The following is a 12,515-nucleotide window of genomic DNA, read 5'->3' on the forward strand; positions in this document are numbered from 1 at the left end:
CTTGAACTCATAACAACCCGGCTGCGTCGCACCATAATCCGAGATCGAGGTGTTGAAGTCCGAGACCGAACCCGCCTCGTTCGAGTTGTAGTACAAACAGAACTCGCCGGACTCGCACACCCCATTGCGCGCCGTCGCCGCATGCGCTGCCGGCATCGCCATCGTGAAGGCCGCGCCCGCGACCATGGTCGAGACACCGACCAGAGCTGCGGTGCGGTTCATCCGAGAACGTGTGTTGACCATCGTGACCATCTCCCTGACGTGGCGTGTGAACGGAACACCGATCACTGTGCGCACGTCCTCTGCGAAACCGCTGCGGACGGTTCGCAGCGCGCGGTCCGGCCGGCCGCAGCGCAAGCACCCGCATCGCAGCGGGGACCCACGAACTAGTTGGGCATCCCGGAGGTCGCGAGGTAGACCGTGCCGCGGCCGGACACGGTCGCGGCGCTCTCGCACGCACCGACGAAACACGACTCCCCCGCCGCAAGTTCCAGTGTGGTATCGCCGCACCGGATGGTGACCGCCTCGTGCAGCGCGAGCGCGATCCGCGGTCGGTCGGCACCGGGCAGTTGGATGCTTTGCTCCCCCGGCTCGACCACGTGCAGCTGGAAGTGCGGCACCTCGACGGGGAAGGAATGGACCCGGCCCGGCGTCGGATGCTCGGGCACCATCTCGCGGTCGGTGTCGACGATGCGCAGCAACTCGTCGATGTTGACCGGTTTGGGGGTCAGGCCGGCGCGGACGATGTTGTCGGAGTTGGCCAGCAGCTCCACGCAGGTGCCCCGCACGTAGGCGTGCAGCACCCCGGCGGGCACGAAGATGTAGTCGCCGGGCTGGAGCACCCGGTGCACCATCAGCAACAGGACCGCAGGTCCGACGTCCCCGGGGAACTGCCGGGCGGCCCGCAGCACCGCCTCGAACGCCACGCTGTCCGGCCCGCTCAGCCGTTTGCCGCACGCCGCGACGATCTCGGCGACCAGGGCGCGCTGCTCGTCGACCGGTGCCCGCAGCAGGGCGACCAGCAGGCTGGTCACCGGCTCCGGTCCGCTCGCCACGGCGGCCAACATGGCGGACAGCCGGGGCACGTCCAACGAGCCGACGACGCGGCGGATGTCGTCATACGAACGCAGCCCGGCGAAGATCTCGAAGTCGGTGACCGCGACGAGAGCCTCGGGCTTGGGCCACCGGTCGACATACGTGCCGGCCACCGCCGCGAGCGCCTGCTCGGCGTTCGGGTGGACCTGGATGGACAGCGGCGTTTCCGGTGCGAGGATCTTGAGCAGGAACGGGAAGCGGCCCTCGAAGCGGGCCGCGACGCGGGCACCGAGGGCGGCGACCGGGTCGCGGGCGACCAACCGGTCCAGCGTGGTGTCGGCGATGCCGGACGGGGCGGCCTCGTGCGCGCCCATCCACAGCTCGGCCTCGGGATGCTCCGTGGGCGAGGGCCGGCCGGTGAGCTCGGCGAGCACGGTCCGCGACCCCCAGGCGTAGCCCTTGATCTGCGGCCGCAGTTTGCCCAGCGCCCGTGACGGTGCCGTCACCATCGGCGGTTGCTCCTCCAGCACGGTCGAGGCCCGGTCACCACCGGCCGTAGGGGCCGTTGTTGTTGTCGCGGGCGCGACCGGTCACCTGCAACAACGCAGGTCGCACGTCGGCCAGATAGACGCCAGCGGCCACGACGGCCGCGATCTCGAAGATGCTGATCGGCGAGAGGATGAACAGGAAACCGATCATGCACGCCACGGCGGTGATCGCCAACCAGGCGGGCTTGCTCAGCTTGCCGGCGGCGGTGAAGGCGTCGGCGCGCTGGCGGATGCAGTCGACGAGCGCGAACAGCTGCATCGCGAAGAGCACGACGCCGAGCACGAGCGCGACCGTCTCCTGCAGGTGGATCAGACTTCCCATGCCGAAAGCCTAACCCGCCCGCTGTCCGGCGCCTGTGCCTTCACGGTATGACGGCAGTGATCGCCCCGACCGGCTCGCCGTGTCCGAGCACTTCCGCCGTACCCAGCTGGTCGACCGCCGGACCGGTCACGCCGGCCCGACGCAGCAGCTCGGCCATGACGACCGGCCTGGCCCGCTGGCCGCCGTCGGCGATCTTGACCGCCAGACCGCGGCCGTCGGAGAGTCCCACGGCATACACCGCCTCGGCGCCGTCCTTGGCGATCAGGCCGTCGACGCCCTGGATGAGCGCGGTCACGTCGCGGCGGGTGCCGCCGAGGTACTCCGGGTGCGAGCGGATGGCGTCGCGCACCGTCGCCTCGTGGGTGTCCGGGCGGGCGGCGGCGATCGCGCCGAACGCGCGCGCCAGCCCGATCAGGGAGATCGCCATCACCGGGGCACCGCACCCGTCGGTCGCGACCGCTGCGATCTGTTCGTGCGCGAGGTCGCCGATCGTGTCGGCCATCGCCTGCTGCAGCGGGTGCTGCGGGTCGCGGTAGGTCGTGATGTCCCAGCCGTTCGCGATGCAGGTGGCCAGCATGCCGGCGTGCTTGCCCGAGCAGTTCTGGGTGATCGAGGTGGGGCCGTGGCCCTCCCGCAACCAGTCGTTGCGCGCCTGCTCGTCATAGGGCAGGTCCGGGGTGTTCTGCAGATCGGTCTCGCCGAGGCCGGCGCCAGTCAGGATGGTGCGCACTCCCGCGAGGTGGAACTCCTCGCCGGAGTGGCTGGCGCTGGCCAGTGCGACGAGCCGGGGGTCGTCCAGTTGCAGGCCGCTGCGCAACATCGCCAGGGTCTGCATCGGCTTGTTGGATGAGCGCGGAAAGCACGGTGCCGAGGCGTCGCCGACCTCCAGATCGACGCCACCGTCCGGCGTGGTGATCACCGCCACGCCACGGTGCACCGACTCGATGAATCCGCCGCGGTCGACGTGGGCCAGGACCGGGGCGCCGGACAGGGCGCTGAGAGAGGAAGCCACGTCGCCGACGATAGAGGCGTATGGCGACCGCCCGCCCGGCGGGTCGAGGAACGGGAAGGACCCCACGCACGACGCGGTGCGGTGGGGTCCTTCGGCGACGGCGTCACCGGATGACGCGAGCCTCCCTCAGGCCTGGCTGTTGTCCCGGGTGGCCTCGACCTTTGCCTCGACCTTGGCCTCGACGGGCAGGGTCGGCGCGGCCGGAGCGGTCTTCTTGGCGGTCGACTTCTTGGCGGTCGACTTCTTGGCGGTCGACTTCTTGGCAGTCGCCTTCTTGGCACTGGCCTTCTTCGCCGGAGTCTTCGACGCGGCCGGCCGGGCGGCGGCCTTGCGACTGCCCGCCTTGCCGGCGACCGCGCTGCGGCTCGGGCGCTGGGTGGCGCCCTGCTTGGCGGCGGTGCTGCGCACGACGGTCTGGGCCTCGGCCTCGACGGCGCCGGCGTTGCGGCCGACCAGGCCGGCCAGCCGCTCAACGCCCTTGGCGGCTTCCTTGCGGGCGCCGAGGACGCGCACCACGGCGCCGTCGCCGGTCTCCGACGCGGTCTCCCGGGCCGAGGCCACCACGGCGCGACCCTGCTCGGTGGCGCCGCGGCTCACCTCCGCACCACGCTGCGCGTAGTCGAGGTAGCTCTGCGCGAAGTCGTCGTAGGCCCGCTCGACGGTGCCGGCCATGAGCTCGTAGCGCTCGGTCGCCAGCGACGGCAAGGCAATGATCTGGTCGCGAACGTCGTTCATCGTGTTGCGGATCCGCTCCTGGACGTTCTCCGGGGTGAGCTCGTCGCGCAGCGACAGCGCGGCCTCGGTCGCGGTGTCGAACGAGTTGCGGACGTTCTCGACGGCGGCGTCCGCCGCGCCGATGAGGGCGTAGAACGGGGACTCGAAGGTGCTCTTGCTGGGCATCATCGCTGCCTTTCTCTCGGGGATTCGTGGTCGCGGCTGCTGTGGGCCGCGACGGTGCGGTGTGTCGGTGCCGCGTCAGTCGCCGACATACGAGTCGTAGACGTCGATCAGCGCCTTGCGCTGCTTGTCGGTCAGCCGCGGGTCGTTCTTGATCACCTGGCGCGTGTCGACCGGGGCGTCCCCCTCAGGGAGGGCGTCCAGGATGCCGGCGTGCACGTAGAGCTGCTCGGCCGAGATGGCCAGACCCTTCGCGATCGCCTGCAGGATCTCGGCGCTCGGCCGCTTGAGGCCACGCTCGATCTGCGACAGGTAGGGATTGGAGATGCCGGCGCGGTCGGCGACCTGCCGCAGGGACAGCTGTGCCTGCTGGCGCTGCTCCTTGAGGTAGCTGCCCAGATCGCTCACCGGGTTCGGACTCATGTGTCCAGTATGCTAACTTCAGTTAGCGGTTTGCAAGCTGGGGCAAGCGTGAGTCGAGTCACACGGTGGACGAACCAGCGACCGTTGCCGGTTGTGCACGTGTTTCGGGCCGATTCCCGTACCAAACCAGCGACCGTTGCCGGTTGTGTACGTCGCTCGTCGCTCGTCGCGCGCGGACCGACGGGTCAGCTACGGCGCCACGATCTCCGTCTGGGCGGCGGCGATCTCACCGGCATACAGCTGGATGTCGACGGGGGTGTTGCGCTTGACGACCGCCAGCGCGATCGGGCCGTCGTCGGCGTGCCGGGCGACCGAGGTGATGCGGCCGACCGCGCGCTCGCCGGGGAGCTTGGCCAGCTCCGCGCCTTCGTCGGGCAGCACGTGACCCGATCCGTCGAGGTGCAGGAACACCAGGCGACGCGGCGGTCTGCCGAGGTTGTGCACACGCGCGATCGTCTCCTGGCCGCGGTAGCAGCCCTTGTGCAGGTGCACGGCGGTGCGCAACCAGTCGAGCTCGTGCGCGATGGTGCGGTGATCGGTCTCCTTGCCGAGCCGGGGCCGCCACGCGCTGACGCGTTCGGCCTCGGCGGCCCAGATGCCGGCCAGCTGCCGGTCGCCGACCTCCTCCACGAGGTGCTCACGCGGCACGATCAACTCGCGCCAGGCGCGTCCGGCCGCCGGGTGCGGGTCCGCCGAGCTGTATGACGCCGAGTCGGCGCCCATCGCCGGCCACGGATCCCGCCACGCGATGACACCGCGCGCCTCGCGTTCGGCCGGCAGCGACTCGTTGCCGATCGGCTCACCGAGCACGGCATACCGGTCGGAGACGTCGTCGACCTCGACCCGCAGCATGAAGCGCATCGAGTTGAGCCACTCGACCAGGGCCGGCGCGGTGCCCGGCTCGACGGTGATCCAGGTGGTCTCGCCGTCGTCGACGATGTGCAGGTCGTGCTCGATGTGCCCGTGCGGGCTGAGCACCAGCGACTCCGCCGACGTGTATGGCGCCAGGCCCGTCAAGGACTGGGTCGTCATCGAGTGCAGCCAGCTGAGCCGGTCGGGGCCGGTGACCGTGACGACTCCCCGGTGCGACAGGTCGACCACGGCCAGCCCCTGCTCGAGCAGGCGTTGCTCGCGCAGCGGGTCGCCGTAATGTGCGGCCACCCCGGCGTCGAGACCGTCGGCGGGGACCGCGCCGGAGCGGCTGAGCAGGGGACTCTCCACGGATGCCGTCGTCACCGTTCCAGGGTACGTCGCGGGGTTTCGGCGCCGTGGCGCGCCGGGGCGACCTTAGACTCCCCCCATGACTGGCGACCACCGAGACGACCTGCCCGGCGGGGCCCGTGACGAGAGTTCGTCCCTGGAGGAGCCGGAGAGCACGAACGGCACCACGACCGACACGGCGCCCGGGGATGCGACCGCCGACGGCGGTGACGATGCCGGCACGGGCGCGGCCGGCTACGCAGGATCCCGCACGAGGCGCCGCCGGCCGAAGAAGAAGGCCGGCTGGCTGAAGGTCACCCTGCTCACCCTGCTGTCGATGGTCCTGATCATCGTGCTGGCGTTCGTCGGTTTCGCGATGTACCTCAACCACGTGCTCAGTTCCAACATCACCCACGGCGCCGCGCTGCCCAGCTCGACGGTGAAACCCGCTGCGGACGCGGGCAATTCGCAGAACATCCTGCTGCTGGGCAGCGACACCCGCTCCGGCAGCGTGCAGGACGTCCGGTCGGGGGCGCGCTCGGACGTCATCCAATTGGTGCACATCAGCAAGGGCGAGAAGTCGGTGCAGGTCATCCACTTCCCCCGTGACCTCTACGTGTCCATCCCGGGACACGGCAAGAACAAGATCAACGCCGCCTTCGCCTACGGCGGGCCGGCGCTGCTGGCCCAGACGATCTCGCAACTGCTCGGCGGCGTGGTCATCGACCGCTACGCGATCATCGACTTCAAGGGTTTCGCCGACCTGACCGACGACCTGGGCGGCGTCAACGTGTATGTCGCGCAGCCCTTCACCGAGCCGGGTTACGGCACCTTCCATCAGGGCTACAACACGATGAACGGCGAGCAGGCCCTGGGCTTCGTCCGCGAGCGCCACCAGCTCAAGGAGGGCGACATCGACCGCGGCCGCGATCAGCAGGCCTGGATCAGCGCCGTCGTCCACAAGACGCTGTCGGCCGGCACGCTGCTCAACCCGGTGAAGCTGACCAACACCGTCAAGGACCTCACCAAATACACCCAGGTCGACGCCGACACCTCCGCGGGCGACATACGCAGTCTCGCGCTCAGCCTGCGCAACCTGCGCTCGGGCGACATCACGTATTACACGGCGCCGTTCACCGGATTCGCCAACGATCCGGTGGCCGGCTCCATCGACGTGGTGAACATGCCGCAGATGAAGAAGCTGGGGCAGGCGCTCTACCACGACAAGATGGCCGACTACACCTACGGCAAGAACAGCATCCGATAGCCGCGACTCGTCGCGATCCGGTGGCTGGCCGCGGGTCGGCTCGCCCGGCCCGCGGCCCGTCATCCGCGGGCACGGGGCACCAACCAGAGACCGTTGCCGGTTACACACGCGCACACCACCGAAAGCCACCCCTAACCAGCAACCGTTGCCGGTTATGCACGCGCTCGCGTCGCTACGATCGAGCCGTGCCCATCGAACTCGACACCTCCATGCACCCTGACCTCGCGCCGCTGGCCTGGCTCCTCGGACGGTGGGAGGGCACGGGCGTCGCCGGCTACCCCGGTTTGCCGACGGTCAACTTCGCCCAGGAGATCAGCTGCACCCATGACGGCCGACCGTTCCTGCGCTGGGAGACCCGCAGCTGGGTGATCGACGACGACGGCAACCGCGGCGACCCGTTCGAGACGGAGCTGGGCTTCTGGCGCCCGCTGCCGGAGGCCGAGGTGGAGTTGCTGCTGTCGCACCCGACCGGGGTCACCGAGCTCTACTACGGACGCACCGAACCCGCCAAGGCCGAACTCCGCACCGACGGCGTGCTGCGTAGCCCGGATGCCCGCGAATACTCCGCGGCGCACCGGCTCTACGGCTACGTGCAGGGCGGGCTGATGTGGGCCACGGACATGGCGGCGCTCGGCCAGCCGCTGCAGTCCTACGCCTCCGCGCAGTTGACCCGCGCGGCCGCGCCGGACGACGACGCCACGGCACCGGAGCGACCCTGAGGGTCACTGAGTGCTCCTGAGCGCTCCTGAGAGCCGGCTCAGGAACACTCAGCTTCGCCTCAGCACTCGGCGCCCACACTGTGTGGTGTCCTGAGCGGACGAACGAGAGGGAGGCGGTGGGGCATGCGAGTCCTGATCGTCGAGGACGAACACCGACTGGCGCAGGCGATCGCCGCCGGCCTGACCGCCGACGGCTTCACCGTGGACACCGCGCCGGACGGCGCGGAGGGCCTGTGGAAGGCGACCGAGCAGGCGTACGACGTCATCGTGCTCGACATCATGCTGCCCAAGGTCAACGGGTACGACGTGGTCAAGCGGCTGCGCGCCGAACAACTGTGGACGCCGGTGCTGATGCTGACCGCCAAGGACGGCGAGTACGACGAGGCCGACGCGCTGGACCTGGGCGCCGACGACTACCTGACCAAACCCTTCTCGTATGTCGTGCTGCTGGCGCACCTGCGCGCGCTCATCCGGCGCGGCGCCCCGGCCCGCCCGGTGATCCTGTCGGCGGGTGACCTGGTGCTGGATCCGGCGACCCGACGGTGCGCCCGCGGCGAGCAGGAGATCTCGCTGACACCTCGCGAGTTCGCGCTGCTGGAGTTCCTGCTGCGCCGCCACGACCAGGTCGTCTCCAAGAGCGACATGCTCGCCAACGTCTGGGACGAGTTCTACGAGGGCGACCCGAACATCGTGGAGGTCTACATCGGCTACCTGCGCAAGAAGATCGACGCACCGTTCGGCCGGGCCAGCATCCAGACGGTCCGCGGCGTCGGCTACCGGCTGCTCAGCGATGGCGGCTGAGCCCACCGCTGCACACGACACGCCGTCCTCCTGGTGGGGTCGGCGATCGTTGCGCGCCCGGCTGACGGCAGCCGCCGCCGTGGTGATCGCGGTCGGCATGATCGCCGCCGGTGGTCTGCTGGTATGGCGCCTGCACAGCTCCCTGATGGCCAACCTGGACAACAGCATCGCCCAGCAGTCGTCGACGATCGCCGACCAAGCGGCGCACAGCGAACTGCCCCGCCGGCTACCGGACCCGGACGACGGCGCACCCACGGTGCAGGTCGTCGCCGCCGACGGCCGGGTGCTGGCCGGCTCCGGCGACCTGGGTTACCGCAAGCGCATGTTCACCCTGACCGGCAGCGACGACACGGTGGTCCGGACGCAGCAACCCGCCGGACACCCCGGCACCGACTACCGCGTCGCGGCCACCACCGCCGACACCCGCAGCGGCCCGGTGACCGTCTACGCGGCGTTGCCGACCGAACCGGTCGACAGCAGCACGACCGAACTGCTCAGCGCGCTCGCGGTCGGGCTGCCCATCCTGGTGGCCATCCTGACGCTCATCGGGTGGCTGCTGGTCGGACGCGCCCTGCGCCCGGTCGACGCCGTGCGGCGGCAAGCTGCCGACATACCAGGCACGGACCTGAGCCGCAGGTTGCGTCCGCCGGCCGCCGAGGACGAATTAGCCCGGCTGACAGCGACATTCAACGAACTGCTGGCCCGCATCGAGACCGCGTCGGCGCAGCAACACCGGTTCGTCGCCGACGCCGCGCACGAGCTGCGCAGCCCGATCGCGACCCTGCGGACCCAGCTGGAGGTCACCGGCCGCAGCGCCGACCACCAGGGCGACCTGGCCGCCGCGCTCCCCGGCCTGCTCGGCGACATCGACCGGCTGTCCCGGCTGGTCGACGACCTGCTCGCGTTGGCTCGCCTGGATGCGCATCCCGCACCGCACCGCCAGGTGGTGGACCTGGACGACATCGTGCTCGACCAGGCCCGCGCCGTCCGGCACCGCGGCCCGTCGGTCGACGTCACCGGGGTGTCGGCCGGTCAAGTACTCGGCGACCCGTCGGCGCTGACCAGTGTCGTGCGCAACCTGCTGGACAACGCGACTCGCCACGCCGCCGCCGTGGTGCGGGTCGCGCTGACCACCCGGACCGGTGCCGTCATCCTCGAGGTGGCCGACGACGGGCCCGGCATCGCGCCGGCGGACCGGGACCGGATCTTCGAACGCTTCACCCGGTTGGACGAGGCACGCTCGCGGGACGCCGGCGGCGCCGGTCTCGGCCTGGCCATCGTCCACGAGGCGGTCGGCGCGCACGACGGCACGGTCACGGTCAGCGACAACCACCCGGGTGCCCGGTTCACGGTGACGATGCCCGCCGCCGACTGACCGGTCGCGGCAGGACCGGACGTCATGCGGTCGACCGTCTTGTCCGCGACCGTCGGCGGAACCGGACGGCTCAGGAGGACACGACCTGACGGACCGTCGACTTCAGCCGGTAGGTGAACACCTCTGCCCGGCCTCCGCAGGATGCCGGTTCATGTGCGACCACCAGCATGCGCCCACCGTGTATGTCGATCCCCTCCGTCTCGGCCGCCCCACACCCGGTCAGCTGCGGCAGCGGACCGAGTTCGGTCGGGCGCCCCACCTGGGCGCGGCCCGACACCGGGCCGGAGAGCCGGATCGACAGCAGTTGCTGGGGTGTTCGGAACAGATCGTGGTGCGGGTCGTTGGTGGAGCAGACCAGTTGCGTCGATGAAGCGAAGGAGCAGCCCTGCACGTCCCGCACCGGCCGGGTCAACCGGATGGTCGCTGCCAACGGCAGGTCGTGACCGCGACGGGCGAGCCGGTTCGCGCCGGCCATCGGGAAGACCAACAACCGTCGCATCCGGCCCCATTCGCCCGAGACGAACCACCGGCCGGAGGGCGCGACCGCGGCGAACGAGTTGTTGATCTTCTCCCCCGCGGCGAGCCGGTGCACCCACCAGGTCCGGTGCCCGTCGGGGGCGGTGACGCCATACAGCTTGGCGTTGGCGGCCGAGCGAGCCTGATAGGCATCCACCAGATAGCCGTGCGCACTGCCGGGGTCGCCAATGTGCCACCAGCCGGCGGCACGCAGCCGCGCCGACACGTCCGCGCCGCCGCGCAGGACCACGCGGTTCCGGCCGCGGTTGGTCACGGTCGCGACGCCTTGGTCCGCCCCGCCGGCGGGCACCGGATGCCAGCCGGTGAGCGTCCAGGGACCCGCGGAGTACTGGGTCGCATTGCCGGGCGTCGGCGGTGCGGCCGCGGCCGGTGCGACGAATGCCGCCACCAGGATCGCCGTGGCACTCGCCACACCTGCGGTGCGCAGGGGCCGGAAAGTCGCATGCATCGTCGCCAGCTCCGTTCGTCCGCCCGGTCGAGCGACCGGGCACTGTCCGACCGTGCCGTGCGCGCACTGTGAACTCACTGAACCGCTCTGAGAGCCTTCTCAGCGGCGTCCCAGGATACGGCTGGCACGCTGCACCGGTCAGGAGGGCCGACGCGTTCGCCCTCGCGCACCAGCATCCGGAGGCTTCCCATGGCGCAGCACCTCGAAGACGGCACAGGCTCTCGAACGGCAGGACGGTCCTACGCCGAGCGGCTGTCCCGGCTCGAGACGGCGCCCTGGAAGCGGTGGCTGGACGTCCAGCGTCCCTATCGATGGAACCTGCGCCGGCTGCAACTCGGCGACGTGCTCGACGTCGGCTGCGGTATCGGCCGGAACCTGGTCAATCTGGGCGGCGGTGTCGGTGTGGACCACAACGCCGAGTCGATCGACACGGCCCGGCGACGCGGCCTGACGGCATACACCACCACGGAATTCGCGCACTGCCCGGACGCGGTGGAAGGGCGCTACGACACGCTGCTGCTGGCGCACGTGCTCGAGCACCTGGGGACCGACGTCGCCGACGATCTGGTGCGCGCGTACCTGCCCTACCTGCGGCCGGGCGGGCGGGTGCTGTTCATCACCCCGCAGGAGGCCGGCTTCCGCACCGACGACACGCACGTGCGCTTCGTGGACACCGCGGGTCTGCGGGAGCATGCGGACCGGCTCGGCCTGGACGTGGAGCGCAGCTACTCCTTCCCGCTGCCACGAGCGGCCGGGCGGCTCTTCCCCTACAACGAATTCGTGCTGCTCGCCCGGTATGCCGGGTGACCGCCCACCCCTGACGGATCGTCGGGCGGGCCTCAGCGCCGGTGCTTCAGCACGGCGGGCGGCAACTGCACGGAGTTGATCCAGTCGAACATCGGCGGCTCCAGGCGGCCCCAGGTGTTCGGGTTGTGTCCGCCCCCGAGGATGATCACCGCCGGTGCGAGGGTCGTCGGCGGCCGGATCGCGGCACGCAGTCTGCTGAGGTTCGACGGCAGGCTGTTGCGGTCCATGGCACCCGTGCCGGCCCACAGCCGCACGTCGGGCCGCCCGGCGGCAAGATGCACGGGGCTGTTGGCGATCCGCAACGCGGTGTCGCTCAGGACCGACGGGTCGCCGACCACGGGGTCCGGGCTCATGCCCGCGCCGATCCCGAAGACGCCCGGATACTGCATCGGCAGTTTGAGCGAGCACAGTCCGCCGGTGGACAACCCTGCCAGTGCCCATGCCCGCGGCGACGTCTCGACCCGGAAGTGACGCTTGATGAGCGTCGGCACGTCCTGAGCCAACCAGGTGGCGACCCGTGACTGCGGGGTGTTGGAGCAGTCGGTGTCCACGCCACCGGGGTCCACGCTCGGCACGACCAGGATCACCGGGTGCAGCCGCCCGGAGGCGATGGCCGACGCGACCCGGCCCGGCATCCCGCCGCCCGTCATGTACGACTCCGGTTCGCCGGGAACCCCGTGCAACAGCATGATCACCGGGAAGGCCGTGTGCCGATAGGCCGGCTGCCGGTACTGCGGCGGCAGCCAGACGTAGACCTGCGAGGCGAGCCGGGAGTGGGGTCCTCGGAAGAAGGCGCTCTCCATGCCCCAGCTCGCCTTGGTGAACCTGGCCCGCTGCGGCGGCGGCCCGACCATCGCCAGCTGACCCTGCGGGGTCGTTCCCAGCAGATCGTCCCAGGAGGCGTAGAGCCCGAAACTGTTGTTGACCCAGGTGCCGGCGAGGCCGACCGCGAGCAGCTGGCACAGCAGCAGCATCCCCAGCCGCTGCAGTGTGCGCGACCAGCCCGGACCGTGGATCCTGGACCACAGCAGCAGCGTGGCAACGACAGCGACGACAACGGCGATCGCGATCGTCGCCTGGAACGTCGCACCGGTCAGGCTCATCACGTGGGCACGCTAAGCGAC

The 12,515-nt window shown here is 70.5% G+C and carries 14 protein-coding genes; 5 read left to right on the top strand and 9 right to left on the bottom strand.

What is annotated here, in order from left to right; translation table 11 throughout:
• The 7 genes from ACTHL4_RS16095 to ygfZ form a co-directional block, all read right to left on the bottom strand.
• Positions 1–222 (bottom strand): peptidase inhibitor family I36 protein (locus ACTHL4_RS16095; protein WP_440283776.1); only part of this gene is annotated, 222 nt, incomplete at its 3' end.
• Between the two features lie 164 nt (positions 223–386).
• Positions 387–1,544: a mannose-6-phosphate isomerase, class I gene (gene manA / locus ACTHL4_RS16100; RefSeq protein ID WP_440283777.1), complete on the bottom strand. Its 1,158-nt coding sequence runs from the start codon at positions 1,542–1,544 to the stop codon at positions 387–389.
• Positions 1,545–1,578: 34 nt separating this feature from the next.
• Positions 1,579–1,905 (bottom strand): DUF2516 family protein, encoded by a 327-nt coding sequence (locus ACTHL4_RS16105; protein ID WP_440283778.1) that lies wholly within the window; start codon positions 1,903–1,905, stop codon positions 1,579–1,581.
• A 40-nt stretch (positions 1,906–1,945) separates the two neighbouring features.
• On the bottom strand, positions 1,946–2,917 hold the full coding sequence (locus ACTHL4_RS16110; RefSeq protein ID WP_440283779.1) for an asparaginase: 972 nt from the start codon (positions 2,915–2,917) through the stop codon (positions 1,946–1,948).
• Positions 2,918–3,043: 126 nt separating this feature from the next.
• Positions 3,044–3,820, bottom strand: a complete 777-nt coding sequence (locus ACTHL4_RS16115) for a hypothetical protein (protein WP_440283780.1) — start codon at positions 3,818–3,820, stop codon at positions 3,044–3,046.
• A gap of 72 nt (positions 3,821–3,892) precedes the next feature.
• Positions 3,893–4,237: a helix-turn-helix domain-containing protein gene (locus ACTHL4_RS16120; RefSeq protein WP_440283781.1), complete on the bottom strand. Its 345-nt coding sequence runs from the start codon at positions 4,235–4,237 to the stop codon at positions 3,893–3,895.
• Between the two features lie 189 nt (positions 4,238–4,426).
• A complete protein-coding gene (ygfZ, locus tag ACTHL4_RS16125; protein ID WP_440283782.1) occupies positions 4,427–5,473 on the bottom strand; it encodes a CAF17-like 4Fe-4S cluster assembly/insertion protein YgfZ in 1,047 nt (348 codons plus the stop codon).
• A 64-nt stretch (positions 5,474–5,537) separates the two neighbouring features.
• Here ygfZ and ACTHL4_RS16130 point away from each other — a divergent pair, with 64 nt between their 5' ends.
• From ACTHL4_RS16130 to ACTHL4_RS16145, 4 genes are all read left to right on the top strand, one after another.
• On the top strand, positions 5,538–6,704 hold the full coding sequence (locus ACTHL4_RS16130; protein WP_440283783.1) for an LCP family protein: 1,167 nt from the start codon (positions 5,538–5,540) through the stop codon (positions 6,702–6,704).
• A 185-nt stretch (positions 6,705–6,889) separates the two neighbouring features.
• The gene (locus tag ACTHL4_RS16135) at positions 6,890–7,423 is read left to right on the top strand and encodes an FABP family protein (RefSeq protein WP_440283784.1); all 534 of its coding nucleotides are present in this window, start codon (positions 6,890–6,892) and stop codon (positions 7,421–7,423) included.
• Between the two features lie 123 nt (positions 7,424–7,546).
• The gene (locus ACTHL4_RS16140) at positions 7,547–8,224 is read left to right on the top strand and encodes a response regulator transcription factor (RefSeq protein WP_440283785.1); all 678 of its coding nucleotides are present in this window, start codon (positions 7,547–7,549) and stop codon (positions 8,222–8,224) included.
• Positions 8,214–9,599 (top strand): sensor histidine kinase, encoded by a 1,386-nt coding sequence (locus ACTHL4_RS16145; protein WP_440283786.1) that lies wholly within the window; start codon positions 8,214–8,216, stop codon positions 9,597–9,599. Before ACTHL4_RS16140 ends, ACTHL4_RS16145 begins: the two co-directional genes overlap by 11 nt.
• Positions 9,600–9,669: 70 nt before the next feature.
• Here ACTHL4_RS16145 and ACTHL4_RS16150 read toward each other — a convergent pair whose 3' ends face one another.
• Positions 9,670–10,584, bottom strand: a complete 915-nt coding sequence (locus ACTHL4_RS16150) for a hypothetical protein (RefSeq protein WP_440283787.1) — start codon at positions 10,582–10,584, stop codon at positions 9,670–9,672.
• Positions 10,585–10,773: 189 nt separating this feature from the next.
• Between ACTHL4_RS16150 and ACTHL4_RS16155 the strand changes: the two genes are divergently transcribed.
• Positions 10,774–11,391 (top strand): methyltransferase domain-containing protein, encoded by a 618-nt coding sequence (locus ACTHL4_RS16155; RefSeq protein ID WP_440283788.1) that lies wholly within the window; start codon positions 10,774–10,776, stop codon positions 11,389–11,391.
• A 32-nt stretch (positions 11,392–11,423) separates the two neighbouring features.
• On the opposite strand, the gene ACTHL4_RS16160 is transcribed toward ACTHL4_RS16155, so the two are convergent.
• Positions 11,424–12,494, bottom strand: coding sequence for an alpha/beta hydrolase (locus tag ACTHL4_RS16160; protein ID WP_440283901.1), 1,071 nt, complete (start codon positions 12,492–12,494; stop codon positions 11,424–11,426).
• Positions 12,495–12,515: the final 21 nt, after the last annotated feature.

The sequence above is a fragment of the Flexivirga sp. genome, from assembly GCF_051955415.1.
Taxonomy (GTDB): Bacteria; Actinomycetota; Actinomycetes; order Actinomycetales; family Dermatophilaceae; genus Flexivirga.

What these genes read in the sequence shown, in the direction of transcription:
- manA (WP_440283777.1), bottom strand. Translation starts at nt 1,544, where the DNA reads ATGGTGACGGCACCGTCACGGGCGCTGGGCAAACTGCGGCCGCAGATC.
- ACTHL4_RS16140 (WP_440283785.1), top strand. Translation starts at nt 7,547, where the DNA reads ATGCGAGTCCTGATCGTCGAGGACGAACACCGACTGGCGCAGGCGATC.
- ACTHL4_RS16115 (WP_440283780.1), bottom strand. Translation starts at nt 3,820, where the DNA reads ATGATGCCCAGCAAGAGCACCTTCGAGTCCCCGTTCTACGCCCTCATC.
- ACTHL4_RS16105 (WP_440283778.1), bottom strand. Translation starts at nt 1,905, where the DNA reads ATGGGAAGTCTGATCCACCTGCAGGAGACGGTCGCGCTCGTGCTCGGC.
- ACTHL4_RS16155 (WP_440283788.1), top strand. Translation starts at nt 10,774, where the DNA reads ATGGCGCAGCACCTCGAAGACGGCACAGGCTCTCGAACGGCAGGACGG.
- ACTHL4_RS16120 (WP_440283781.1), bottom strand. Translation starts at nt 4,237, where the DNA reads ATGAGTCCGAACCCGGTGAGCGATCTGGGCAGCTACCTCAAGGAGCAG.
- ACTHL4_RS16145 (WP_440283786.1), top strand. Translation starts at nt 8,214, where the DNA reads ATGGCGGCTGAGCCCACCGCTGCACACGACACGCCGTCCTCCTGGTGG.
- ACTHL4_RS16160 (WP_440283901.1), bottom strand. Translation starts at nt 12,494, where the DNA reads ATGAGCCTGACCGGTGCGACGTTCCAGGCGACGATCGCGATCGCCGTT.
- ACTHL4_RS16130 (WP_440283783.1), top strand. Translation starts at nt 5,538, where the DNA reads ATGACTGGCGACCACCGAGACGACCTGCCCGGCGGGGCCCGTGACGAG.
- ACTHL4_RS16150 (WP_440283787.1), bottom strand. Translation starts at nt 10,584, where the DNA reads ATGCATGCGACTTTCCGGCCCCTGCGCACCGCAGGTGTGGCGAGTGCC.